Raw genomic sequence first — 26,000 nt, forward strand, 5'->3', positions numbered from 1 at the left:
AGCGAAGCGACGAAGCAATCCACACCGTCCGGCCTGCGAGATGGATTGCTTCGCTTCGCTCGCAATGACGGCCGTGCGGAGAGAAAAAGCGGCGCGCGCGGCTCTTGGGGGACGGGTGGAAGCCGCGCGCGCTCTGTGAAGGAGGAGGTCGGGGAGGTCTCCTCCTCTCAGCCGATGTCAGGGCAATGACATCTCGCGTCGAGTGAACACCAACAGGATCAGGCTGAATGTGAGCAGGATCACGCCGGCAATCATCTTCAGTTCGGCGTCGGTGGCCGTCTTCGGCAGCGCGACCGTATTGGGTGCCTGCGTCGGAACAGGCTGTGCTCGTTTCAGGGCCGCGACCTGAACCTGCGCTTCTTCAGTATCGGCGCGCCGCTCGGTTGGCGTCGCCGGAACGCCCGGGCGCTCGCCGAACAATTTTTCAAAGTCCCAGCCCGCCGGCAGGTTGATCGGCAATTCCGAGAGCTTGAGCGGCTCGCCCGAGGGACGGCTCGGCGTCTTGTCGACCGCGACCAGGCTGGTCAGCCGTGTGACGAGTTGATGCTCAAGCGCCAGCGTGAGGATGGTCTTGTCGGCATCCTCAGGCGTGGCCTGCCGGGTGGTGCGCGCAACCTCGGCATCCGCGATCTTGCGGCGTGCCCAGAGCTTGGATAGGCCCTTGCCTTCGGCTGCATTCGCCAGCGGCAGGGTGACGGTCCAGGGCCGGTCGGCGATGCGGCCCTTGATCTCGACTGAGCCGGCGAGCTTGTCGAGCCTCGCCGCCAGGACCAGCGGTTCGTCGCGATAGACATCGGGAAGTGCCGCCGGCGTCATGTCGGCGCTGGCGTCGGAGAATTTTACTGCAAGGTTGGTGACGGCGGGATTCTCCAGCTTGGCAAACAGGCCGCGCATGCGTTCCTCAACCTGCTCGACCGAACCGATATGGGTGAAGGTGCCGCGGCCGAGCTCGGCGGCGCGCGTCATCAGATAGGTGTTCGGCGCTGAGCCGATGCCGACCATGAAGATCCGCGAGTGGCCACGCAGTGCATTGATGGTCTCGAACAATTGCTGCTCGTTGCCGATCGCGCCATCAGTGAGGAACACCACCTGCCTGATGTAGTTGGCATCGCTGGCCTTGTCGAACAGTGCTGCGCGCATTGCCGGTACCATTTCCGTGCCGCCATTGGCTTGCAACGCGCCGACGAACGACGTGGCGCGGTTGATATGCTCGCTGTCGGCCGGCACGGCGGACGGAAACAGCACATCCATGGTGTGGTCGAAGCGGATGACGTTGAAGCGATCGTTCGGCTGCAGGCGGCCAAGCGCGTAGATCAGGCTCGCCTTGGCCTGGATGATCGAAACACCGCCCATCGAGCCGGAATTGTCGATCACGAAGATCACCTCACGCGGCAGCGGCTTCTGCAGCGCCTGCTCGACCGAGGGCGGCGTGAGGAAGGCAAGCAGATAATCGCTGTCGCCGACGCGCTCGCGGAACAGTCCGACCGAGGGCGCCTGCTCGGCCGCCGGTTTCCAGGTCAGCTCGAAATCGCGGTCCGCCGGCACCGGGCCTTCGGCAAGCCTGATGACGCTCGTGTTGGCGTCGGGCTTTTCGGTCTTGATCGCGTGATGATGGCTCTTGACCTCGCCGAGCGGGAAGCCAGCCTGCAGCCGCACCGTGATGCGCGTCGGATTGACCGGCGCATTGGTCGCGGGATCGAGCACCTCGGGCGAGATGCGCATCCGATCCGGCACGGGATCAGACTTGGTCGAACCCCAGCCGCCGCTGCCGGGCCACAAGTCGACGCTCTGCACCACCGGTGCAGAATTATAGCGCGGCGCGACCACCATCGGCACCCGCAGCGAAAACTCGCTGCCGGATTGCTGGACCGGCTCCTGATATTCGATCTGCACCAGCACGGTTTCGCCGGGACCGATGTTGGCGACGGAATTGGTGAAGATGTTCGGCCGCTCCTGCTCGGTCAGCGCCGCCTTGTGACCGCTTCTCTTGGCCTGCTCGTAGATCGCCTTGGCCTGCTGCCGCTCCTTGATATCGCCGACCACGACGCGGTCGCCGATCACCATCTTCAGCGAATCGACCGCGCCGCCTGACGGCAGCGGGTAAACATAGACCGCCTCGACCCAGTCCTTCGACGGGTTCCGGAAAATCTGGGTGACGCGGGCGCGGACCGTGGGGCCGGAGACGGTGAGATCGACATCGACGCCGAGCCGGACAGCGTCGGCATAGCCCTCGTCGATCTTGAGCAGCAGCGAGCCGGCGTGCGCATCGCCGGGCTTGAGGTAGTTGGATTGCAGGCGCTCCGCCGGCCAGACCGGCTCAAAGCTCAAAAATAATGCCGCAAATCCGACCAGAATCACGGCAACGCCTTGCATCAAAAAGAACAGCACCAGCCGGATCAGGCTGGGCTGCTCGCCGCGTTTGTCGGCTTCAATTTCGTCGCATGTGGTCATGTCGTCTCTCCGAACGGCGATTTCGCCGTGCGGAGAGGGTGTGGAATCCAGTGATTTGGCGCGAGCGGAATGATCGGCATTGTCCAGTCGCCGGCCACCGCCCTCCGTCCAGGCGGCGGCGGTTTTGTGCGGGTTTGTGATGGATTGTCCGTCTGCTAGACTGGCGGCGATCAATCAGGGGTAACGATGCCAGCGCCGGACCAGCAGCTTTCCGCCGAGCAGAGCCGGCAGGTCGCCGACACCATTCGTGAGGAAATCGCCCGTCGCCGCATGTCCCGGCAATCGCTGGCCGAGCTCGCAAAGCTCAGCCTTTCAACGCTGGAAAAGGTGCTGGGCGGCCGACGCCCGTTTACGCTGGCCACCACCGTTCGCCTCGAACAGGCGCTCGGCGTCTCCCTGCGCAAGGCAGCGGAGGCGCCGCCGGCGCAGGCACCGGCGGTCAACGGTGAGATCGCACCCGACGGCCTCGGCGCCTATTCGCGCCGCGCGGTGGCGTGGCTCGAGGGCACCTACGTCACGGTTCGTCCTTCGTTCGGCGAGAAGGACGCGATCTTCGCCTATCGCACCGAGATCGGCTGGGACACGGCGGCTTCCTCGCTGGTGTTTCGCGAGAGCGAACGACAGGACGCGGCCTTTACCCAATTCGGCGAAGTCGCAGTGCCGAATCAGTCGCGACACATCTATCTGGTCACCAACCGGCACGGCCAGCATCGCCTGATCACTGTGGCGCACCTGGCGATTTCGGGTGAGATGTACGGGATCATCACGACGCTGCTCGCTGGCCGCGGCTCGTCGCTGACGCCGATCGCGGCGCCAATCGCCTATCTGCCAATCAAGATGGTGGCCGAAGCGACCTTTGGCCGGATTTCGTCCGACGATCCCAATCATGCGCTGTACCGCCAGCACTTGCGGCGAACGACGGATGAATCGTTTGCGCTTTTCTTGCCGGGATAGCCGCCTCATCCTCCGGTGTCATCGTCCGCGAAAGCGGACGATTCAGTACGCCGCGGCGGTTCGGTTCAATCACAGCCGCTGGCGTGTACTGGATGCCCCGCCTTCGCGGGGCATGACGATGTTGGGAAGTGCGAAGTTAGGACGCCAGCTTGTCGGTCGCGCTCGGCGCGTTGAACTGCTGCCGCAGCGTCGGTTTGTGAATCTTGCCCGTGGCATTGCGCGGCAGCGCATCGACGAACTCGATCAGCCGCGGGCATTTGAAGCGCGCGAGGTTGGCGGCGCAATGGGCATGAATGTCGGCTTCTGTCAACGTCTGGCCCGGCTTCACGGCGACGATGGCCATGCCGACCTCGCCCCACTGCGCATTGGGAATACCGATCACGGCAGCTTCGGCGATGGCGGTGAGCTGATGCAGCACGCTCTCGACCTCGGCCGGATAGACGTTCTCGCCACCGGAGATGTACATGTCCTTCCAGCGGTCGACGATGTAGTAGAAGCCTTCTTCATCGACCCGCGTGGCGTCGCCGGTGTGCAGCCAGCCGTCGGTGAAGGATGATTGGTTGGCGTCCGGCCTGTTCCAATAGCCCGGCGTGACGTTCGGCCCCCTGACCCAGAGCTCGCCGAGTTCGCCGACATCAGCGTCCGTGCCGTCGGGGCGTACGATCCGCACTTCCGTATGCAGCACCGGCTTGCCGGACGAGCCGGCCTTGCGCGCGGCGTCCTCGCGGTCGAGCGCCAGCACCGCCGGCGAGGTCTCGGTCATGCCGTAACCTTGCTGCAGGGCGACGCCGCGCCCTTCCCATACTTTCAAGAGCGGCACCGGCATCGGGGCGCCGCCGACGCCGCCGATCACGAGGCGGCTGAAATCGGCACTCGCGAATGATGGATGCTGCGCCATGAACTGATAGATCGCGGGCACGCCGAAGAACTGCGTGATGCCGTAGGCGGGGTCGCTAATCAATTGCAGAGCCAGACCAGGGTCGAACGCGCGCATGATCAGCACGGTACCCCCGGCATGCAGCACCGGGTTGGTGTAGCAATTGAGCCCACCGGTGTGGAACAGTGGCAGCACGGTGAGTAGCACCGTCGATGGCGAGACATAGGCCGGACCGCCGAGATTGACGCAATTCCAGAACGTCATGCCATGGGTGATGATGGCGCCCTTCGGCTGGCCCGTGGTGCCCGAGGTGTACATGATGGTCGAGATATCGTCATGGGTGACGAGTTCGAACGTGTCGAGTGGCTTGGAGGCGGCAATCGCCGCCTCATAGCTGCCGCCGGCGCCCAGCAGCAGCGTCGAGGAAACGTTGCAGAGCTTGGCGACCGCCAGCGCAACCTCGGCGAGATCGGTGTCATAAATCATTACGCTCGGCGAGGCGTCGCCGACGATGAACTGCAATTCCGGAACCGTCAGCCGCGTATTCAGCGGCAGGAACACTGCGCCGAGACGGCCGCAGGCGAACTGCACTTCGAGCGTATCGGTCGTGTTGAGCGCCAGCACTGCGACGCGGTCGCCGCGCTTGACGCCGAGCTTCTCACGCAAATGGGTGGCAAGCCGCGATATCCGTACGTCGAACTGGGCGTAGGAGAGGCGGCGGTCGCTCGCGAGGTCGATGGCCGCGATTTTATCCGGCGTGCGGCGGCCGAAATGGGCGATCCAGTCGTAATAACGTACGGCCAATGTCTCCTCCCGGCCCAGCGGTGTCGTCTGTTTTGTTTGACGGCATTCTATTGAGCAGATGGGAAGCTAATAGGGACGCTGCTGTCTTGCGTGGAGTGGCTGGGCCATAAGACCCCGCTGCTTTGCTCCCGGTGAGCGGACATCATCCCGCCTGCCCAAAACGTGCCAGCGGGTTGGCTGCGGCTCAGCAACCTCAACCTACCGGGAAATTACACCGTTCGTTTCTGTCCTATCGCCTCAAACTGCGCCTTCTGCTCGTCGCTCAGCGTCGCATAGAAGGCCTCGAGCGCAGTGCTCATCAGATGGACCGCCTGCTGCATGTCGGCGAGCCGCACCTCCACGGCGTCAAGGCGAGCAGGTGATGTGATCGCGTCTTGTGGTTGGCATTCGTCGTTCAGTATCTCGACAGCCCTGGCATTGGCGTCCTGCAGCGTTTTGAGGGCCGCGCGCTGCATGTCGCTCGGGTGCAGCCTGGCCTCAATCTCGTCGGCCGGCCATTGCAACACGGCAGATTGCGCCGCGCCGCAACCTTGGGCGGACGCTTCCGTGGTCCCATTTGCGGTGGATATCCTGCGCCGCTCCTCGGCGAGCGCATTGAGCCGCGCTTCCTGTTCTTCTTCCAGCAGGTCGTGAAATTTTCCCTGCGGCTCCCGCACGGCTGACAGCGCTCCGATCATCGCGCCGAGGCGCTGGTGCATGATGGCCAGCCGGTTCGGTGCGGTAAACGCCGTCTGCGTCAGGCACGTCGCCCGGATCATCTGGGTAGCAAAGATCCATGCATTCGCAAGCTCGTCCAGAGCGGCGCGCTGCGTCTCGTTCGGCTGTATCGCCTGCTGAATCTGATGGATGGGAAGCCCAGCCATTTCGCTTCTGTCGTCGCCGCAGAATTGCTGTAGCGGAGGGACCCTGCGATGTCTTTGGCCGTGTGGGCTCGGTCCGGTAAAGGCGGCGAGTTCATCACGGCCGTAAGGGGCAAAGATCGCAGCATAGATGTCAGGATAACCGTAGTCCCAGAAGCCGGTGCTATCGCCCCAGACGATGTAGTCGTTAATGTCGTTACTGGCGAATGGCCAGAACAGCGGCCCGACCCATCCATATCCGCCATCGGCGTGCTGCCACCACCCCTTCGCGGTCTGGCCGCCGTGCCAGCCCGCGAGCGCTGTCGCTGCGGCGACTTGCCTGCGCACCGCGGGGTTGCGCAGGTCCGAATCCATGGCGCTGCGCAGGTTTTGCGGTCGGGGAGAAGCCGTTCGGATGTGGCGCTGGCGAGCGAAGGCACGACCGTGATGCAATCCCCCCAGCGACAACACGCTGGTGACTGCAAGTCTCGCGACCCCAAGGGGCCCGATGCCAAGACGCGCCCTAGCCATGGCCGAACTGGACAGCAGGGTTGCCAGAACGACCACGGCAATCCCAATGCGCATCGTCGACACGGCATCCTCCCGCGCCAGGCCTCGTCACGTCACGTTAGGTCACGCCAAAGGAGATGACGCCGAGGGGAACCGAAAGTTCCCGCGCGGTTCGGGGATCAGCTTGCTGAGCGGCGACGTCGAACCACGTCCGGGTCGGTCGTCCATGCTTCCAATGGATGTGCGGCGAGCGAGCCGGCCAGGGCAAAAAGGCAATGGGTCCAGGCTGATGAAGGCAAGCGAAGCGATTACGGCGATTCAGCCAGCTTCGCGCGGTCGGCGCACCGCGGGATCGTCATTGACCCCGCGGCGACGCGATAATGCTTATGCGACTTCCTCTGCGACGATTCTTTCTTCCCGCGCTGGCTCGGCCGGCGCTGCGAGTTCCTTGGCGAGCTTGGTCGCGCCGACATAGTCGGTCTTACCGGAGCCGAGCAGCGGCACGCTGCCGACGACGCGGATATCCGCCGGCACCGCCAGTTCGGACGCGCCGATAGCCTTGGCCTGGCGCTGCATCGCCGAACGTTCGGCGTCCTTCTGCGTGGTTAGGAGCACGATCCGCTCGCCCTTGCGGGCATCGGGAATCGTCACCGCGACCGACATCGCCTGCGGCCACAATGTTGCGGCCATGGCCTCGACCGCCGACAGCGAGACCATCTCGCCGGCAATCTTGGCGAAGCGCTTGGCGCGGCCCTTGATGGCGATGAAGCCGGCCGCATCGATGGTGACGATGTCGCCGGTGTCGTGCCAGCCGCCGGCCAGCGGCTCCAGCACACCGGGGTTTTCCGCACGCAGATAGCCGAGCATCACGTTGGGCCCGCGCACCGACAGACGGCCGCCTTCCTCGATGCCGGGGACCGGATCGAGGCGGGCTTCCATCAGCGGCGACAGCCGGCCGACGGTGCCCGGGCGATTGGCCATCGGCGTGTTCATCGCGAGCACGGGCGCGGTCTCGGTGACGCCGTAACCCTCGAGGATTCGGATGCCATAGCGCTCCATATAGATCTGCCGCGTGCGGTCCTTCACCGCTTCCGCACCGGCGATCACGAGGCGCAGGGTGCGGAAGTCGTAGGCATGGGCCGAGCGGGCGTAGCCGGTGAGGAAGGTATCGGTGCCGAACAGGATGGTGGCCCCGGTTTGGTAGATCAGTTCCGGCACGATCCGGTAATGCAGCGGCGACGGATACATGAAGATCGGAATGCCGGCCAGGACAGGCATCATCATGCCGCCCGTCAGGCCGAACGAGTGGAACACGGGCAGCACGTTGAACACCTTGTCGTTGGCGTTGGCGTCGACGCGCGCCAGCGCCTGGGTCGCATTGGCCAGGATGTTGCGGTGGGAGAGCACGACGCCCTTGGGCGTGCCTTCCGATCCTGATGTGAACAGGATCACTGCCGGATCATCCGCATTGCGCGCCACGCGCGGCGCGGAGCCAGTGAGCAATCCGCGGATCTTGTCGAGCGAACCGATGCCGGCACGCACGTCCTCCAGGTACACGACCCTGGCTTGCTCAGCGATGGCGGCGATCAGCTTGTCGAGCTTGCCCTTCTCGATGAACGCCTTCGAGGTCAGCACGGTCTTGACTTGCGCGGCCTGCATCGCCGCCAGCACGTTGACCGAGCCGGCGGAGAAGTTGAGCATCGCCGGCACGCGGCCGATGGTCTGCAGCGCCATGAACACGACGGCGACGCCGGCCGAATTCGGCAGCAGCACGCCGACATTTTCGCCGGCAGTGGTGCCGTTCTCGAGCTTGCGGCTCAAGACCTGGGCGCCCAGGATCATCTTGCGATAGGTCAGTTTGGTGCCGAGCGCGTCCTCGATGATCGGCTTGCCGGTATCGCGGTCGCGGCGGGCATGGGCCAGCGCTTCGAACAGCGTGTGGTCCAGCATGGCGTTCTTGACCACGGCGTCGATCATGACGTCCTGCAGCGCGGCGCCTGCCGTGTTGCGGCGGGTCTTGCCCTTCAGGGCGGGATCGATCGACAATTTCACCGGCGGCAAGATCGAGATCGTCACCTTGGGGAACCACGAGCGCTTGATCTCGCCATTCCTGAGGTAGCTCAGACGCGAGCGCTGCGCGCCCTCGATACGGACGGGCACGACGATCGCATCGGCCTTGTCGGCGATCATCGCGGTGCCGTCATAAACCTTCATCAGCGAACCCGAGACCGTGATGCGCCCTTCCGGGAAAATCACCACCGGCTCGCCCGATGCCACCAGCTTGATCAGGTCGCGCGCCGCCAGCGGCTTGGTCGGGTCCATGGTGTAGTGCTTGATCATCTTCAGGAACGGTTTTGCCCACCAGGCCTTCGAAATCCCGGTGTCGACGGCAAAGCTGGCGTCGATCGGCAGCGTCGCGTGCAGCAGCGGGCCGTCGACCAGGCTGACATGGTTCGGCGCGATCAGCATCCGGGTGCCGGGTGGCGGCAGATTCTCCATGCCCCGGACCTCGACGCGGAACAGCGCACGAAACAGCAGCGCGCCGAAATCGCGCACGCCTTCGCGGCCCCATTTGTTAAGGACGAACCAGACCGAGCCAAAGCTCGCGATCGCCAGGCCGAAGAAGATCCCCGCGACCGGAAGACCGAGCGCCTGCAAGCCTGCGACGAGCAGCGAGCCTGCTACCATGAAGGCCGCCTGCAGCACATTGCCGGCAGCGATCACGCGGGCGCGTTCCGACGGCGCGGACCATGCCTGGACCGCGGCAAAGGACGGCACCACGAACAAGCCGCCGCCGAACGCGAACAGGAAGAAGTCAGCCAGCATCCGGACGCCGGAAAAGGAAGTGGTAAATGCGGCGGCTGTTACATCGGTCCCGTGCACCGTGCTGCCGATGGCCCAGGCCAGATCGACGCCGACGATGCCCATCACGATGGCGCCAATCGGCACCAGCGCGAGATTCGGGCGCACATGGCTGAGCTGCGCGGCAAACAGCGAGCCCGCGGCAACGCCGATCGCGAACACGGCGAGGCAGACGGTCACGACACCTTCGGTGCCACCGACATTGCCTTTGACCAGCGCGGGTAGCAGCGACAGCACGATCGCGCCGACCATCCAGAACCAGGACACGATCACCATGCCGTCCCACAGCCGCGGTTCGGCATGAAGCGTCTTCAGAAGACGAACGGTGGAGGTCCAGGGGTTGGCGGTGATCAAGAGACCAGGCGCCGACGGCTGGCTCACGGGGATACGGGCCGCGAACGCCCAAGACAGGATCGACAGCCCGACCACGGCCAGGCAAATCCATCCCATATGCGAGGCGCCCGCAACAAACAGCCCGCCGGCAATCGTGCCGATCAGGATCGCGATGAAGGTCGCGCCCTCGACAAGGGCGTTGCCGGTGGCGAGTTCGGAAACTGCCAGCTGGTCGGGAAGGATGGCGTATTTGACCGGGCCGAACAGGGCGGCGACCATGCCGAACAGGGCGAGCGCCACGAACAGCAACGGGATCGAATGCAGATAGAAGCCGGCGGCCGCAAAGCCGGCGGCAAATATTTCGGCGAACTTCAACCGTCGCGCCACGGTCATCTTGACGTATTTGTCGGCCAGTTCGCCGCCGAGCGCCGAAAGCACGAAGAACGGAAAGATAAAGACCGCGCCGGCCAGCGTCACCAGCGGCGCGCCCTCCTCAGTCGCCACGCCATAGAGCAGCATGATGACGAGCGCATTCTTCAGCACATTGTCGTTCAAAGCCGAAGTGAATTGCGACCAGAACAGCGGAGCGAAGCGACGAGAGGAAAGCAATTCCTTGATCATGACTATTTCCTGTTACTTCCGCCGGGGGCAATCCGGGATGTGGTCCTAAAGGTCGTGAGCAACTAAGGTGAGCGTCGGTTGCGTGAGAGGCCCTGGCCGATGCGCGAAGTGGTCGCCGGGCACCGTTGCAGTGAAAGGTTGTACGGAAGGTTATCCGGACGTTGTTGCGTGGGACGCCGCGGACGATTTGCTGCGGCATAGTGATCCCTTTCTTACGATCGGGGACACATTTGAACGAAAGCGGCGCCGCCTCAGGTCAAGTGATGCAGCGAGGCGAACGGCGACAGCTTCCACGCCTTCGGACGCTGGGCTTTCATCGCCGCGCGCAAGCGGCGGCGAGCAAGCACGCCGCCGACGTCACAGGCATTGGCCATGCGCTCGATTGGCGCAGTGGCGATATGGACGATAACCTTGCCAAATCCCTTCACGAGTTCGATGGCATCGTCGATGAAAGTGGTGGTCAGTTGGGAAACGAGGGTCTGCATTTGAGTGGCCTCCGGGTTGAAAATGAACATTGTTCAAAACATATAGGCTAGCCGTGAGCAATGCTCAAGAAGAATCTTTGCGCGACCGCAAAAAAACGTTGCGGCGCCATCTCATGGTCGAGACCGCTCGCGGCATAATCTCCGCTAACGGATTGAGATCATTGAAGGTTCGGGATGTTGCCGAGGCCGCCGACTGCTCGATCGGGAGCGTCTATAATGAGTTCGGGGACTTCGACGGGCTGATCCTGACGGTAAATCGGGAGACGGTTCAGGCCCTGACCGCCCGCCTGGTCGCGGTCCCGGCCGAAGAGCCGGTCCGCCAGCTCCACGGACTGGCCACGACATACCTGGCATTCGCCGCCGAGCACGCCAATCTGTTGCGCTCGCTGTTCGAACACCGGATGGAGGACGACCGGCCGTTCCCCGAGGACATCCTCAAGATGGTGATGCAGGCGTTCGCGCTGATGCATGAACCGCTGGTCCGCCTTCTGCCCGACCGCGATCCGGAGGAGGTGGCGCTACTGGCGCGCATGATGTTCTCCGCCGTGCACGGTATCATCTCCCTCGGCCTGGAAGAGCGCATGGTCGCGGTGCCGCCAGAAAAGCTGCGCCAGCAATTGACGCAATTCGTGGATACGCACCTGGGAGGCCTCGGCATCTTGCTTGATTGAGTGCGAATGTCTGCCGGCTAATGCCAGCCGCTCAACGCAAGTTTGCGCGAGCCAAATCGGGGCATCGTAATCGCTCGGGAGGAAGCCATGCCGGAGCGCACAAAAGTACTGAGCCCGTTCTACACGGCCGAACACGAAGCCTTCCGCGACGTGATGCGCCGCTTCGTCGCGCGTGAGATAGAGCCTTTCGCCCATGAATGGGACGAGGCCGGCGAATTTCCGCGCGAGCTCTATCGCAAGGCGTCCGAGATCGGCCTGCTCGGGCTCGGCTTTCCCGAAGAGTTTGGCGGCGTGCCCGCGGATCAGTTCATGAAAATCGTGGCGTCGCAGGAGCTGGCGCGCGCCGGTGCCGGCGGGATCAGCTCGAGCCTGATGAGCCATAGCATCGGCTCGCCGCCGATCGCGCGCGCGGCAAAGCCAGAAGTGAGGGCGCGGGTACTGCCGCAAGTGTTGGCGGGCGAGAAGATTTCCGCGCTCGCGATCACCGAGCCGAGCGGTGGCTCCGATGTCGCCAGCCTCCGCACCAAGGCGCGGCGCGACGGCGATCATTACATCGTCAGTGGCGAGAAGACCTTTATTACGTCAGGCATGCGGGCCGATTACCTGACGGTCGCGGTGCGCACCGGCGGCGAAGGGCCGGGCGGCGTCAGCCTGCTGTTGATCGAGGGTAATACGCCGGGCCTGTCGCGCACCAAGCTGAATAAGATGGGCTGGTGGGCATCGGATACCGCAACGCTGCATTTCGACGAATGCCGGGTGCCCGCCGAAAACCTGATCGGCGAGGAGGGGCAGGGCTTCAAGCTGATCATGCATAATTTCAACAGTGAGCGCATGGGCATGGCGGCGAGCTGCACGGCCTACGCCCGCGTCTGCGTCGAGGAGGCGATCGCCTACGCCAAGGAGCGCCACACCTTCGGCAAGCCGATCGCGCAGCACCAGGTGATCCGTCACAAGATCGTCGACATGGCGCAGAAGGTCGCGGCGTCACAGGCGATGCTGGAACTGCTGGCGTGGCGGCTCGGGCAGGGCGAGAGCCCGGTGGCCGAAATCTGCATGATGAAGAACCAGGCCACCCAGACCATGGCGTTCTGCGCCTCCGAGGCGGTGCAGATTTTCGGCGGCGCCGGCTTCATGCGCGGCGTCAAGGTCGAGCGCATCTACCGCGAGGTCAAGGTCAACGCCATCGGCGGCGGGACGGAGGAAATCATGAAGGACCTCGCGTCGAGGCAAATGGGGTTGTAGCCACACTATCCGTCATGCCCGGGCTCGGCTCGGGCATCCACGTCTTTCTTGCAGCAGAAGAAGACGTGGATGGCTGGGACAAGCCCGGCCATGACGCAACTAAGAACTTCGATTGGAGCTTAGCTAACAAAATGCTCTTCACCGCCGACCATGACGAACCCCGCCGGGCCTTGCAAAAATTCATCGCCGCCGAGATCAACCCCTTCGTCGACGAATGGGAGAAGAACGACATCTTCCCGGCGCATGAGCTGTTCAAGAAGCTCGGCGAGCTTGGCTTCCTCGGGCTGAACAAGCCGGTCGAATTCGGCGGGCAGGGGCTCGATTATTCCTACGCGCTGATGATGGCCGAGGAGCTCGGGGCGATCAAGTGCGGCGGCGTGCCGATGGCGATCGGGGTGCAGACCGACATGGCTACCCCTGCGCTGGCGCGGTTCGGCTCCGATGAAGTCCGCCGCGAATTTCTGGCGCCGGCGGTCGCGGGCGATGCGGTCGCCTGCGTCGGCGTCTCCGAGCCGGGCGCGGGATCGGACGTCGCCTCGATCAAGACCCAGGCGCGTTCCGACGGCGACGACTACGTCATCAATGGCGGCAAGATGTGGATCACCAACGGCGTGCAGGCCGACTGGATCTGCCTGCTCGCCAACACCAGCGACGATCAGGTCCACCGCAACAAGTCGCTGATCTGCGTGCCCATGAAAGCTAAGGGCGTGCAGGTCGCGCGCAAGCTTGACAAGATGGGCATGCGCTCGTCCGACACCGCGCAGATCTTCTTCGATAATGTTCGCGTGCCCAAACGCAACCGCATCGGCGAAGAAGGCAAGGGCTTTACCTACCAGATGATCCAGTTCCAGGAGGAGCGGATGTGGGGCGCGGCAGCCTGCCTCAAGGCGCATGAGTTCATCATATCAGAGACCATCGAATATACACGCGGCCGCAAGGCGTTCGGAAAATCGATCCTCGATAACCAGATTGTCCATTTCAAGCTGGCGGAGATGCAGACCGAGGTCGAACTGCTGCGCGCGCTGGTCTATCGCGCCGCCGAGGCGCTGGTTGCAGGCGAGGACGTGACGCGGCTTGCCACCATGGCCAAGCTCAAGGCCGGCCGACTGGGGCGCGAACTCACCGACGCCTGCCTGCAATTCTGGGGCGGCATGGGGTTCATGAACGAGACGCCGGTTAGCCGGGCCTATCGCGACAGCCGGTTGACCTCGATCGGCGGCGGCGCCGACGAGGTGATGCTGACGGTGCTCTGCAAGATGATGGGCACGCTGCCGAAAATCCAATAAGAGAAATCGGGAAGAAGATAAGGGAACGGTTGATGATCACGCTCTATCACTGCGACGGCGCGCGCTCGTTCCGTCCACTTTGGATGCTGGAAGAGATGGGCTTGGCCTACGAGCTCAAGATGTTGCCGTTTCCGCCGCGGGTGTTCGCCAAGGAGTATCTCGCGATCAATCCGCTCGGCACGATTCCGTTCATGGTCGATGGCGAGACCAAGATGACGGAGTCATCAGGTATCTGCTACTACCTAGGTACCAAATACGGGCCTTCACCGCTGGTGGTCGGGCTTGATGACCCCGCCTATGGCGCCTTCCTGAACTGGATGTACTTTAGCGACGCCACGCTGACCTTTCCGCAAACGCTGGTGCTGAGATACAGCCAGCTCGAACCGGAAGAGCGGCGGAACCCGCAAGTCGCCGGCGATTACGCCAAGTGGTTCCTGGGGCGGCTGCGGGCGGTGGAGGCCGCGACCGCGAATTCGCAATTCCTCTGCGCCGGGCGCTTTACCGCGGCCGACATCGTCAACGGCTATGCGCTGCGGCTGGCCGGCACTATCGGCCTCGCCAAGGATTTCGGCCCCAATGTCGCAGCCTACTGGGCCCGGCTGCAGGAACGCGACGGCTATCAGCGGGCGGTTGCGGCGGAGCGCAAGGCCGGCGTCGAGCAGAACGTGGCGCCGCGGATACGGGCTTGAAGATGGTGCCGATTCAGGACGCGAATTAACCTTTTTCCGATCGGTGACATCAGATGAATTTCCGCTATGGTTGGCTCCATCGCAGCGGCCAAAGAGCCGCGCGAGGAGGAGCACCCATGGACGATATCGGCCGCAAGTCGGGCCATCTGATGCTGATCACCCCGGAACGCGTGTTCTACGCCGGCCTGCTCGGCCGGCCGCGGCAGCGTTGCTCGGGCGGCTTCAACATCTATGTCGCATTCGAAGGCGGTCTTTGGCTCACGACATCGGATGGGCGGCAGGTCCATGGCGAAATGATTGCGGTGCTGCCGAATGTCAGGCACACCATCGCCAGCGACTATCGTTCGGTGATGAGCGTCGTGATCGAGCCGGAAAGCGTTCGCCCCGGCGCGCTGGAAGAGTTTGCGGCGCGTCTCGCTGGACTTGAAGGCGCTGAATTCATCAATCGCATTCGCGCGGCCTATCACGAACTGCGCGAGCATCATGAAGGCAATGATTTTTCCAGCGCCGAGTTCGATGCGCTGTGCCTCGGCGAGGTCCTGCCGCAGCGCGAACTCGATCCCCGCGTCGCGCGCGCGATTCTGCAGATCGGAAAATTCTCCGGCGAGCCGGTGACCGCCGCGAGCTGCGCCGCTGAAGCGGGCTTGTCTCCCTCGCGCTTCCTGCACCTCTTCAAGGAGGAGACCGGAATCTCCTTCCGCTCGTTCCGCGCCTGGAAGCGGGCGCGGCATCTCCTGCACTTCGCCAACCAGGACATTAACCTTGCGCATCTCGCGCAGGATATCGGCTATCCCGATTCCACGCATTTCAGCCACTCGATCCGCCGCTTCTATGGCTTGAAGCCGCGCGCGATCTTTTCCGGCTCGCGCGATCTGGCGATCTATAGCCACCGCCGCGTCGCCGCCGGCAATAGCGGGTTGACGCAAGAAGCCGGCTGATGCGGGACGCATGATCGCGCCAGGTTTTTCGCGATCCCGCGCGTCCCGTTTTCGAAGGTTGATCCATGGGTGACAAGGCCGTCATTACCTGCGCGCTGAACGGCGTGTTGACCGATCCGAAGCAGCACAACGTGCCTGTCACGCCGGAGCAGATGGCGCGCGAAGCCAAGGCCGCGTTCGACGTCGGCGCCAGTATCATGCATGTCCATCTGCGCCAGCAGGAGCCGAACAAGGGCCATCTGCCGTCCTGGGACGTTAACGTTTCCAAAGAAATTCAGCAGGCCATCCGCGAAGCCTGCCCTGGCGTCATTATCAATCACACCACGGGCACGTCAGGTCCGAACTATCAGGGCGCGCTCGATTGCGTTCGCGAGACCAAGCCCGAGATCGCCGCCTGCAACGCCGGCTCGCTGAATTATCTCAAGGTCAAGGCCGACAATACCTGGGCCTGGCCGCCGATGATGTTCGATAACGCGGTTGAGAAGGTGCAGGACTATCTCGATGTGATGAAGGGCGCCGGCACCATCCCTGAGTTTGAGTGTTTCGACGTCGGCATCGTGCGCTGCGTCGGCATGTACGTGCAGACCGGCATGTACTCCGGGCCGCTCGAATATAATTTCGTGATGGGCGTTGCTTCGGGCATGCCCGCCGATCCCGAGTTGTTGCCGATCCTGCTCAAGCTGAAACAGCCAGAGGCCCATTGGCAGGTCACCGCGATCGGCCGCGCCGAAATCTGGCCGTTGCACCAGCGCTGCGCCGATCTCGGCGGCCATCTGCGCACCGGGCTGGAAGATACGTTCTATTTGGCTGATGGCACCAAGGTGACCTCGAACGGGCAACTCATCGAAGCTATCGCCGCCTGCGCACGGCGCGCCGGCCGCGAGATCGCGAGCCCCGCCGAGGCGCGGCAGATATTCGGGACAAGACATTAGCCCCATCATTGCGAGCGAAGCGAAGCAATCCATCGTGACACACAAAAGGTATGGATTGCTTCGCTTCGCTCGCAATGACGAGCAGGGGAATTCATGGCAGTAATTGAATCCACCATTTCGTCCTCCAGTGCCGCCTTCAAAGCCAACCGCGACGGGATGCTGGCGCTGATCGCGCGGATGCGCGCGCTGGAAGAGCGCACGCGCGCCGCGTCGGCCGCAGCCAAGGACCGCTTCCACAAGCGCGGGCAGCTATTGCCGCGCGAACGCGTCGCGCTGGTGCTCGATCCCGGCTCGCCCTTCATCGAGCTCTCCACGCTCGCCGGCTACATGTTCGACGTTACGGATGCGGAGAAGAGCGTGCCCGGCGGCGGCGTGATCGCTGGCATCGGCTTCGTCTCCGGCATCCGCTGCATGGTCAGCGCCAATGACGCCGGCATCGATGCCGGCGCGCTGCAGCCCTACGGCCTCGACAAGACGTTACGGGTGCAGGAGCTGGCGCTGGAGAACAAGCTGCCCTACGTGCAACTGGTCGAAAGCGCCGGCGCCAACCTCTTGCGCTACCGCGTCGAGGATTTTATTCGCGGCGGCAACATCTTTCGCAATCTGGCGCGGCTGTCGGCCGCCGGGCTTCCTGTCGTGACCGTAACGCACGGATCGTCAACGGCGGGCGGCGCCTACCAGACGGGACTGTCCGACTACATTGTAATGGTGCGCGGCCGAACCCGCGCATTCCTCGCTGGCCCACCGCTGTTGAAGGCGGCGACCGGAGAAATCGCGACGGAGGAAGAGCTCGGCGGCGCCGAGATGCACACCTCCATTTCAGGGCTTGGCGATTATCTGGCCGAAGACGATCGCGACGCGCTGCGCATCGCGCGCGATATCATGGCCAATCTGGAGTGGGATCGGCGCAAACCGGTGGCGGCGTCCTTCAAGCCGCCGCGCTACGATGCCGAGGAGCTGCTCGGCATCATGCCGATGGATCACAAACGCCCCGTCGACATGCGGCAAGCCATCGCGCGCTTCGTCGACGATTCCGACTTCACCGAGTTCGGCGCGAATTACGGCCCCGCCACCGTGTGCGGCCACGCCCGCATCGAAGGGCAGGCAATCGGAATCATCACCAATAATGGCCCGCTCGACGTGCCCGGCGCCAACAAGGCGACGCATTTCATCCAGGCCTGCTGCCAGTCGCGCACGCCGATCCTCTATATGAACAACACGACCGGCTACATGGTAGGCCGAGCCTATGAGGAGGCTGGCATGATCAAGCACGGCTCCAAGATGATCCAGGCGGTGACGTCGGCCACCGTGCCGCAGATCACGATCTATTGCGGCGCCTCGTTCGGCGCCGGCAATTACGGCATGTGTGGGCGCGGTTTCCATCCGCGCTTCTGCTTCTCCTGGCCGAACGCCAAGACCGCCGTGATGGGCGGCGAGCAGGCCGCCGAAACCATGGCGATCGTGACCGAGGCCGCGGCGGCGCGCCGGGGCAAGCCGATCGAGAAGGAAAAGCTGGAGGCCATGAAGACGCAGATCACGGGCGTGTTCGATGGCCAGATGGACGTGTTCTCGACCAGCGCGCGGGTGCTCGACGACGGCGTGATCGATCCCCGCGATACCCGCGGCGTGCTGGCGGAAGTGCTGGCGATCTGCCGCGAGGCCGAGGCCCGCACGCCCCAGCGCATGCAATTCTCGGTCGCCCGGCCATGAGCGTTGAAACAGTGAAGCGGACGCCGTTCTTCAAGATCCTGATCGCCAATCGCGGCGAGATCGCGCTGCGCATCATGCGCACCGCACGCCGGCTCGGCTATGGCGTGGTCGCCGTCTATTCCGATGCCGACCGCGATGCGCTGCATGTGCGCGGAGCGGATCAGGCGGTAAGAATCGGTGAGGCGCTCCCGGCGCAGTCGTACCTGCGGATCGACGCGATCATCGCCGCCGCCAAGGCCAGCGGCGCCACGGCCGTGCATCCGGGCTACGGTTTTCTCGCCGAGAACGAGGATTTTGCGCAAGCCTGCCGCGATGCCGGGCTGGTGTTCATTGGGCCGTCGCCCGAAGCGATCAGAGCGATGGGTAACAAGGCCGGCGCCAAGACCATCATGCAGAAGGCGGGCGTGCCGGTCGTGCCCGGTTATCAGGGCGCGGACCAGGGCGATGCCGCGATGCTGGCGGAGGCCAAAAAGATCGGCTTCCCTGTGATGATCAAGGCGGTCGCCGGCGGCGGCGGGCGCGGCATGCGGCTGGTTTCGGACGCTGCGGCATTTCCCGATGCGCTGCGCAGCGCACGTTCGGAAGCGCAGGGCGCATTCGGTGATCCAACCGTGATCCTGGAACGGGCCATTGTCGATCCCCGTCATATCGAAATCCAGGTGTTCGGCGACCGCTATGGCAACGCCATTCATCTTGGCGAGCGCGACTGTTCGGTGCAGCGTCGGCACCAGAAGCTGATCGAGGAGGCGCCGTCGCCGAAGGTGACGCCCGAACTGCGGGCGCGGATGGGTGCGGTCGCCGTCGCTGCGGTGAAATCGATCGGCTACGAGGGCGCCGGCACGCTGGAATTCCTGCTCGACGAGGGCGGCGAGTTCTATTTCATGGAAATGAATACGCGCCTGCAGGTCGAGCATCCCGTTTCTGAGGCGATCACCGGCCTCGATCTCGTCGAGCTGCAGCTCCGCATCGCCGCGGGCGAGTCGCTCGGGCTGAAGCAGGAAGACGTCAAATTCTCCGGCCACGCCATCGAGGTGCGGCTGTGCTCCGAAGACGCGGCCCATGACTTCATGCCGCAGTCGGGGCGGATGGCCCTGTGGCAGGTGCCGAATGGCATCCGCGTCGAGCACGCGCTGCGATCAGGATCGGAGATTCCGCCATACTACGATTCCATGATTGCCAAGGTCATTGCTCACGGTGCCGACCGCAACGAGGCGCGGGGCCGGTTGATCTGTGCGCTGGAGCAGACAGCCGCCTTCGGCGTCACCACCAATCAGGGATTTTTGATTTCCTGCCTGCGCCATCCCAGCTTTGCGAGGAGTGAGGCGACCACGTCTTTCATCGGCAAGCATCGCGATGAGTTACTGGCCGTGCGGGAGGACGACAAGGCGGAAGCGGCGTTGGCGGCATTGTTGCTTTACGTCAGCAATTCTCACGCGCCAGTTTGGCGGAGCGGACGCAGTCTCGCTGCGATGTTCCCGCTGACGATGCGGATCGATCTCGGCCATGGGGCGAGAGAGATCGATATCGTTCGCGAGCGCGATGGCGATTATGTCGCTGCCGTCGACGGCGCCGAGTTTCGCTTCGGGATCGACGAGCTCAGCCGCGATAACATCCGCTTCCGCACTGACGGCCTCATGGCTTCAGCAAAATTCCTGCGCGATGGCGACCGGCTTTATATCCTGCACCGCGGCGTCACGATCGCCGTTCGCGACCTGACGCTGGCGGCGCCGGTATCGGCTGCGGCCAGCGGCGGCGATGGCAAGGTACGCGCGGCGATGAACGGCCGCGTTGTGGCGCTGCTGGTCAAGCCTGGCGAGCAGGTCGCGGCCGGCCAGCCGGTGATGACGCTGGAGGCGATGAAGATGGAGCACGTGCATACGGCGGGGGTTGCCGGCACGGTGTCGGCCATCGATGTCGCTGAGGGCGAGCAGGTAACCACGGGGAGGATCGTCGTGGAGATCGCGGCGGCCTAGCAAAAAATCTCTTTCGTCCCGGGCTTGACCAGGGACCCATAACCACGAGCGCTTCGTGTCAAGCTGGGGTGACAATTTTATTCGCAAATAGCAGCGGTGGTTATGGGTCCCTGCCTTCGCAGGGACGACGATGGAGGCTACTTCGCCCGCCCCGTCCCCTCATTCAGCCAGCACGCCACCTGATGCCCTTCCCCGGCCTCCACCAGCGCGGGTCGCTCCACCTTGCACCGATCCATCGCGTAGCGGCAGCGGGTGTGGAAGGCGCATCCCGAGGGGGGATTGATCGGGCTCGGGACGTCGCCGTCGATGCCAGGAGCCAGTTTCTTGGCCTTGGGATCGGCGACCGGGACCGAAGCCAGCAACGCCTGCGTATAGGGATGGCGCGGGTTGGCGAACAGTTCGGCCTTGTCGGCGATCTCGACAATACGCCCGAGATACATCACGGCGACGCGGTGGCTGATATGGGCGACCACAGCGAGATCGTGGGCAATGAACAAATAGGAAAAATCATTCTTGCGTTGCAGGTCGATCAGCAGATTGATCACCTGCGCCTGGATCGAGACGTCGAGCGCCGAGACCGGCTCGTCGCACACGATCAGGCTCGGTCCAAGCGACAGTGCGCGTGCGATGCAGATGCGCTGGCGCTGGCCGCCGGAAAACTGGTGCGGATAGTTCTTCATCTGGTCGGGCCGCAGCCCGACTTGCGCGAACAGTTCGGCGACGCGGTCCTGCTGCGCGCGTCCGGTCGCAAGACCATGCACGGCAAGCGGCTCGCCGACGATGTCGCCGGCGGTCATGCGCGGATTGAGCGAGGCAAACGGGTCCTGGAACACGATCTGCATCGAGCGCCGGTGCGGCCGCGTGTCCGATTTGCTCAGGCCGGTAATGTCGGTGCCGTTGAGCTTGATGGCGCCGCTCGAAGGCTCGACCAGCCGCAGTACGCTGCGCGCAACCGTCGATTTGCCGCAGCCGGATTCGCCGACGAGGCCAAGCGTTTCGCCCTTGCCGACAGAGAAGCTGACGCCGTCGACGGCATGCACGGTGCCGACGCGCCGGCGCAGGATGCCGCCGCGCACGGCGTAGTGCTTGACGAGATCGGTAACTTCCAGAAGGGGGCGAGGCTCGGTCACGGTGCACCCACCAATTCAGCCGCGCGCCAGCACGCCGCGAAATGATCCTCACCCGTTTCCTGCAGCGGCGGGTATTCGGCGCGGCAGCGCTCCATGGCAAGGCTGCAGCGCGGCGCAAAGGCGCAGCCCGGCGGCAGGTTCGTCAGTGACGGCACCATGCCCGGTATTTCGTTGAGCCGCGCATCGGTCTTGGCGCCGAACGAAATCACCGCCGGCATCGAGGCCATCAAGCCGCGCGTATAGGGATGTCTTGGATTCTCGAAAAGGTCTTCGACCGAGGCCTCCTCGACCTTCTTGCCGGCGTACATCACGATGACGCGCTGCGCGGTCTGCGCGACGACGCCGAGGTCGTGGGTGATCAGGATCAGGCCGGTGCCGAGCGTCTTCTGCAGGTCGACGATCAGCGCGAGAATTTGCGCCTGGATCGTCACGTCGAGCGCGGTGGTCGGCTCGTCCGCGATCAACAGCGCCGGCCGGCACGCCAGCGCCATCGCAATCATCGCGCGCTGGCGCATGCCGCCGGAAAGCTGGTGCGGATACTCGCTCGCGCGGCGTTGCGGCTCGGGGATGCGGACCAGGCGCAGCATCTCGATCGCCTTGGCCCAGGCTTCCTTCGCGGTCATCTCCTGGTGCAGGCGAAGCACCTCAGTGATCTGGTCGCCGATCCGCATGACAGGATTGAGCGAGGTCATCGGCTCCTGAAAGATCATCGAGATGCGGTTGCCGCGGATGTTGCGCATCTCGGCTTCATCGAGGCTGAGCAGATCCCTGCCTTCCAGCGTCACGGTGCCGCCGACCACCCGGCCCGGCGGGTCCGGCACCAGCCGCATCACCGAGAGCGCGGTCACGCTCTTGCCACAGCCGGATTCGCCAACGATCGCCAGCGTCTCGCCACGGCGGACGCTGAACGAAACATCGTCGACCGCCCGAAACAGCCCGGAATTGGTGAAGAACACCGTCTGCAGGTTCTTCACGTCGAGAACCGTGTCTGCCGCCTTCGCCTCCGTCATCAGCCGCGCTGCCTCGGGTCGAGGATGTCGCGCAGCGCATCGCCGAACAGATTGGTGCCGAACACCGCAAGGCTGATGGCGACGCCCGGGAAGATCACCAGCCACGGCGCGGTGCGGACATATTCCGCCGCCGATTCCGACAGCATGCGTCCCCAGGACGGATAGGGCTCGGGAATGCCGAGCCCGAGAAACGACAGCGAGGCTTCGGTGAGAATGGTGGAGCCGAGCTGCGCGGTCGCCAGCACGATCAAGGGCGCCAGCGTGTTCGGCAGCACGTGGCGGAGCGCAATACGCGTCTCGCTCATGCCGATCGATTTGGCGGCCTCGACGAACGGCAATTCGCGCAGTGCCAGCGTGTTGGCCCGGATCACGCGGGCGACCGTCGGGATCAGCGGGATGGCAATGGCGATGATGACGTTGGGCAGCGACGGCCCGAGCGCCGCGGTCATCACCAGCGCCAGAACGAGCAATGGCAGTGCCTGCAAAATGTCAGTAATGCGCTGGAACAGCAGGTCGACCCAGCCGGACAGGTAGCCCGACACAAGACCGACGATGACGCCGAGCGTGGAGCCCAGCAAGGTGGCGCCGATGCCGACAGCTAGCGAGATGCGGGCGCCGTGCACGATCCGGCTCCAGACGTCGCGCCCGAATGAATCGGTGCCCATCCAGTGCGCCGCGCTGGGCGCGGCCAGCCGCTGCGCGGAATCGACGCTGAGCGGGTCGTAGCGGCTGATCAGGTCGGCCGAGATCGCCATCCAGACGAACAGCACCATGATGATGAGGCCGATCGTGCCGAGCAGGTAGCGTTGCGCCAGAAACACCAGGCGGCGCCAGCCATGCGTCGAATGCGCGCCGGCCCGTCTTAACTCGCTCTCGAAGTTGATCGTGGTCAACGGCTAGTCCCCATAACGGATACGCGGGTCGATCGCGGCATACAGCATGTCGACGGTGAAGTTGGCGACCACCACGACCACGGCGATCAGCATCACGAGATTCTGGACGATCGGATAGTCGCGCCAGCGCAGCGCCTCGACCAGGAAGCGGGCGACGCCGGGAATGTTGAAGACGGTCTCGGTGACGATCAGGCCGCCGATCAGGAACGCCGCCTCGATGCCGATCACGGTGATGACGGGAAGAATGGCATTCTTCAGCGCGTGGCGGTAATTCACTGACGCTTCCGAAGCGCCCTTGGCGCGCGCGGTGCGGATAAAATCCTGCCGCAGGATTTCCAACATCGAGGAGCGCGTGATGCGCATGGTCAGCGCGGCGCTGCGGAAGCCGACCGCCATTGCCGGCACGGCATAGATCGCGAACGCCTCGGTCCAGGTCCTTGGATTCGGATTGTAGATCGGCATGCTGCCGAACAGCGAGACCGAGGCCATCAGGATCAGGAGGCCGAGCCAGAACGAAGGCAGCGACAGCCCGCTCAAACTGATGACGCGCAGGGTGTAATCGAGCTTTGAACCCTGATGGACCGCGCTCAATACGCCCAAGGGAATGCCGATCGAGGCCGAGAACAACAGCGCCAGCGCCGCCAGCCGCGCCGTGATCGGAATCCGCGGCAAAATCTCCTGCAGTGCCGGCTTTTCCGAGACGTAGGAATAGCCGAGGTCGCCGTGCAGCAGCCCGCCGATCCAATTTAGGTATTGCTGCCAGATCGGCAGGTTGAGGCCGAGCTCCTTTTCAAGGTTGGCCTTGTCGGTGGGATCGACGAAGCCAGCCGCATCGAACAGGATGTCGACGATGTTGCCGGGGACAATGCGCAGCAGCACGAAGATGATGATCGAGATCCCAATCAGGGTCACGAGCATCAAAGCAAGGCGTCGCACGAGATAAGCAAACACCCGGCTTTCTCCCTTCAGGATACGGCGGCTACGCTATCCACGACGCAGCTTACTTGTCCATCCAGACGTCTTCGTATCGGTAGCCGTTGTAGGAGCTGTTGGACATGATGGTGACGTTCTTGACGTAAGGCGCCCAACAGGTTCCGGTCCGGCTGTGGAAGATGATGGGCCGCGCCACGTCCTCCTGCAGCTTCTTGTCGATCTCCCAGACCAGCTTTTTGCGCTTGTTGATGTCCTTCTCCATCGACTGCTGATCGAACAGCTTCTCGATTTCCTTGTTGCAGTAACCGGTGTAGTTGCGTTCCGAGCCGCAGGAATAGTTCTCGTAGAAGGACTGGTCGGGATCGTCGACCGCATTGCCGGTGAGGTTGAGACCGAGCGAATAATCCTTGCGCGCTACTTTCGGGAACCATTGCGCGGTATCGACGACATCGAGTTCGGCGTCGATGTAGATGCTCTTGAGCTGGTCAATCAGGATAATCGCGGGATCACGATAGACCGGGATGTTGCGCGTCGATATCTTGATTGCAAGATGTTTGTCCGGGCCGAAACCGGCCTTCTGCATCAGCTTGCGACCTTCCTCGCGGTTCTTCTCCACGTCCGGCCCATAGCCCGGGATGGATTCCAGCATCTCCTTTGGCATCGCCCACAGCCCCGCCGGGGCCGGCAGCATGGTGCCGCCGATGTCGGCCTGGCCTTCGAACTGGATTTGCACGAAGGCCTTGCGGTCGAGCGCCAAAGCCATCGCGCGGCGGACGTCGAGATTGTCGAACGGTGGGCTGGACGAGTTGACGATGATATTGGTGGAGACGTTGTTGGGCTCGACCACGCAGACGGCGTTCGGAGCCTGCGACTTGATGTCCTTCAACAGTGGGATCGACACTTCCGTCGGGAAGGTCATGTCGAACTTTCCGGAGACGAAGCCGAGGATCGCGGTTGAGCGGTTCGTTATAATGTTGAACTCGATCCCGTCGAGATAAGGCAGGCCCTTCTTCCAATAGTCTGGATTCTTGGCGAGCTTGATCGACTCGTTGGCCTTGAACTCGACGAACTTGAACGGCCCGGTTCCGACAGGCTTGGTCCGCATGTCGGCCGGCGACACGTGGCAGGGATAGACCGGCGTGTAGCCGGAGGCGAGCAGCGACAGCAATGACGGTTGCGGCCGCTTCAGGTTGAACGATGCTTCATAGTCGCCATTGACGGTGACCTCGTTGACTTCATTGTACCACGCCTTGCGCGGGTTCTGCCGGAACTTCTGCTGCGACTTGCCCATCAGCATGTCGAACGTGCATTTGACGTCGGCCGAAGTGAACGGCTTGCCGTCATGCCATTTGACGTCCTTGCGCAGCTTGAACGTCAGCGTCTTGCCGTCGTCACTCCACGCCCAGCTTTCCGCCAGCTCCGGCCTGATGGTGTCCTGGCTGTTCTGCGCGATGTGCTGGTCGAAGATGACCAGATTGTTGAACACCGGCATGAACGGGACGTTGATCGAATACGTCGCGCCCTCGTGGATCGAAGCGCTGCCCGGGCTGTCGCGGTGATATATCCGGAAAATGCCGCCCTGTTTCGGCTCGCCCGCCGATGCAAGGTCGTAAGCCGGCAGCAACAACAAAGCCGCGGCGGCAAGCGCACGAACGCTCCGCATGATCTCCTCCACTTTGTTCGGTCTCAATGGGCCGATTGGCATCGAAGATACCATGACGTGGCGTTGGAGCAACCGGCCAAGCCAATGCGAGGATTGGCAATTTGGACTACGCGAAATCCGCCTGCCGGAAGATGTGTCTTGCATTGCAGTTTCTGCGACCCGGCTGCATCGCGGCGCGGACTTGCGCGCCAAAA

General features: G+C 63.6%; 19 protein-coding genes. 9 read left to right on the top strand and 10 right to left on the bottom strand.

Annotation, left to right across the window (positions count from 1 at the left end; all coding sequences use genetic code 11):
- Window positions 1-177 precede the first annotated feature (177 nt).
- Complete coding sequence (locus RX331_RS02635; protein ID WP_317255112.1) at window positions 178-2,451, bottom strand: marine proteobacterial sortase target protein; 2,274 nt, start codon at window positions 2,449-2,451, stop codon at window positions 178-180.
- Window positions 2,452-2,637: 186 nt separating this feature from the next.
- Here RX331_RS02635 and RX331_RS02640 point away from each other — a divergent pair, with 186 nt between their 5' ends.
- Window positions 2,638-3,405, top strand: coding sequence for a helix-turn-helix transcriptional regulator (locus RX331_RS02640; RefSeq protein ID WP_317255113.1), 768 nt, complete (start codon window positions 2,638-2,640; stop codon window positions 3,403-3,405).
- Window positions 3,406-3,541: 136 nt separating this feature from the next.
- Here RX331_RS02640 and RX331_RS02645 read toward each other — a convergent pair whose 3' ends face one another.
- From RX331_RS02645 to RX331_RS02660, 4 genes are all read right to left on the bottom strand, one after another.
- On the bottom strand, window positions 3,542-5,086 hold the full coding sequence (locus RX331_RS02645) for a long-chain fatty acid--CoA ligase (protein ID WP_317255114.1): 1,545 nt from the start codon (window positions 5,084-5,086) through the stop codon (window positions 3,542-3,544).
- Between the two features lie 209 nt (window positions 5,087-5,295).
- On the bottom strand, window positions 5,296-6,510 hold the full coding sequence (locus RX331_RS02650) for a Spy/CpxP family protein refolding chaperone (protein WP_317258370.1): 1,215 nt from the start codon (window positions 6,508-6,510) through the stop codon (window positions 5,296-5,298).
- 309 nt (window positions 6,511-6,819) lie between these two features.
- Window positions 6,820-10,251: an acyl-[ACP]--phospholipid O-acyltransferase gene (locus tag RX331_RS02655; protein ID WP_317255115.1), complete on the bottom strand. Its 3,432-nt coding sequence runs from the start codon at window positions 10,249-10,251 to the stop codon at window positions 6,820-6,822.
- Window positions 10,252-10,502: 251 nt separating this feature from the next.
- The gene (locus tag RX331_RS02660; protein WP_317255116.1) at window positions 10,503-10,766 is read right to left on the bottom strand and encodes a hypothetical protein; all 264 of its coding nucleotides are present in this window, start codon (window positions 10,764-10,766) and stop codon (window positions 10,503-10,505) included.
- A gap of 23 nt (window positions 10,767-10,789) precedes the next feature.
- Here RX331_RS02660 and RX331_RS02665 point away from each other — a divergent pair, with 23 nt between their 5' ends.
- The 8 genes from RX331_RS02665 (at window position 10,790) to RX331_RS02700 (ending at window position 20,177) form a co-directional block, all read left to right on the top strand.
- A complete protein-coding gene (locus tag RX331_RS02665; protein ID WP_317255117.1) occupies window positions 10,790-11,407 on the top strand; it encodes a TetR/AcrR family transcriptional regulator in 618 nt (205 codons plus the stop codon).
- Window positions 11,408-11,494: 87 nt separating this feature from the next.
- Window positions 11,495-12,649: an acyl-CoA dehydrogenase family protein gene (locus RX331_RS02670; protein WP_317255118.1), complete on the top strand. Its 1,155-nt coding sequence runs from the start codon at window positions 11,495-11,497 to the stop codon at window positions 12,647-12,649.
- A 131-nt stretch (window positions 12,650-12,780) separates the two neighbouring features.
- On the top strand, window positions 12,781-13,935 hold the full coding sequence (locus RX331_RS02675; RefSeq protein WP_317255119.1) for an acyl-CoA dehydrogenase family protein: 1,155 nt from the start codon (window positions 12,781-12,783) through the stop codon (window positions 13,933-13,935).
- Between the two features lie 32 nt (window positions 13,936-13,967).
- Window positions 13,968-14,624: a glutathione S-transferase family protein gene (locus tag RX331_RS02680; RefSeq protein WP_317255120.1), complete on the top strand. Its 657-nt coding sequence runs from the start codon at window positions 13,968-13,970 to the stop codon at window positions 14,622-14,624.
- 116 nt (window positions 14,625-14,740) lie between these two features.
- Window positions 14,741-15,562 carry an AraC family transcriptional regulator gene (locus tag RX331_RS02685; RefSeq protein ID WP_317255121.1) on the top strand — a complete coding sequence of 274 codons (822 nt, stop codon included), beginning with the start codon at window positions 14,741-14,743 and terminating at the stop codon, window positions 15,560-15,562.
- Between the two features lie 65 nt (window positions 15,563-15,627).
- Entirely contained in the window at window positions 15,628-16,494 is an 867-nt protein-coding gene (locus RX331_RS02690) for a 3-keto-5-aminohexanoate cleavage protein (protein WP_317255122.1), read from the top strand.
- Between the two features lie 93 nt (window positions 16,495-16,587).
- Window positions 16,588-18,204, top strand: coding sequence for an acyl-CoA carboxylase subunit beta (locus tag RX331_RS02695; RefSeq protein ID WP_317255123.1), 1,617 nt, complete (start codon window positions 16,588-16,590; stop codon window positions 18,202-18,204).
- Window positions 18,201-20,177 carry an acetyl-CoA carboxylase biotin carboxylase subunit gene (locus RX331_RS02700; RefSeq protein WP_317255124.1) on the top strand — a complete coding sequence of 659 codons (1,977 nt, stop codon included), beginning with the start codon at window positions 18,201-18,203 and terminating at the stop codon, window positions 20,175-20,177. The genes RX331_RS02695 and RX331_RS02700 overlap by 4 nt, the downstream gene beginning before the upstream one ends.
- A 137-nt stretch (window positions 20,178-20,314) precedes the next feature.
- On the opposite strand, the gene RX331_RS02705 is transcribed toward RX331_RS02700, so the two are convergent.
- Genes RX331_RS02705 through RX331_RS02725 form a run of 5 tightly spaced genes read right to left on the bottom strand, consistent with a single transcriptional unit; the run spans window position 20,315 to window position 25,806 of the window.
- Window positions 20,315-21,307 (bottom strand): dipeptide ABC transporter ATP-binding protein, encoded by a 993-nt coding sequence (locus tag RX331_RS02705; protein ID WP_317255125.1) that lies wholly within the window; start codon window positions 21,305-21,307, stop codon window positions 20,315-20,317.
- Entirely contained in the window at window positions 21,304-22,317 is a 1,014-nt protein-coding gene (locus RX331_RS02710) for an ABC transporter ATP-binding protein (RefSeq protein WP_317255126.1), read from the bottom strand. The genes RX331_RS02705 and RX331_RS02710 overlap by 4 nt, the downstream gene beginning before the upstream one ends.
- A complete protein-coding gene (locus RX331_RS02715; protein WP_317255127.1) occupies window positions 22,317-23,210 on the bottom strand; it encodes an ABC transporter permease in 894 nt (297 codons plus the stop codon). Before RX331_RS02715 ends, RX331_RS02710 begins: the two co-directional genes overlap by 1 nt.
- A 3-nt stretch (window positions 23,211-23,213) precedes the next feature.
- Complete coding sequence (locus tag RX331_RS02720; RefSeq protein WP_317255128.1) at window positions 23,214-24,161, bottom strand: ABC transporter permease; 948 nt, start codon at window positions 24,159-24,161, stop codon at window positions 23,214-23,216.
- A gap of 49 nt (window positions 24,162-24,210) precedes the next feature.
- On the bottom strand, window positions 24,211-25,806 hold the full coding sequence (locus RX331_RS02725) for an ABC transporter substrate-binding protein (protein WP_317255129.1): 1,596 nt from the start codon (window positions 25,804-25,806) through the stop codon (window positions 24,211-24,213).
- Window positions 25,807-26,000 lie beyond the last annotated feature (194 nt).

It is taken from the genome of Bradyrhizobium sp. BWA-3-5 (assembly GCF_032917985.1).
GTDB lineage: Bacteria > Pseudomonadota > Alphaproteobacteria > Rhizobiales > Xanthobacteraceae > Bradyrhizobium.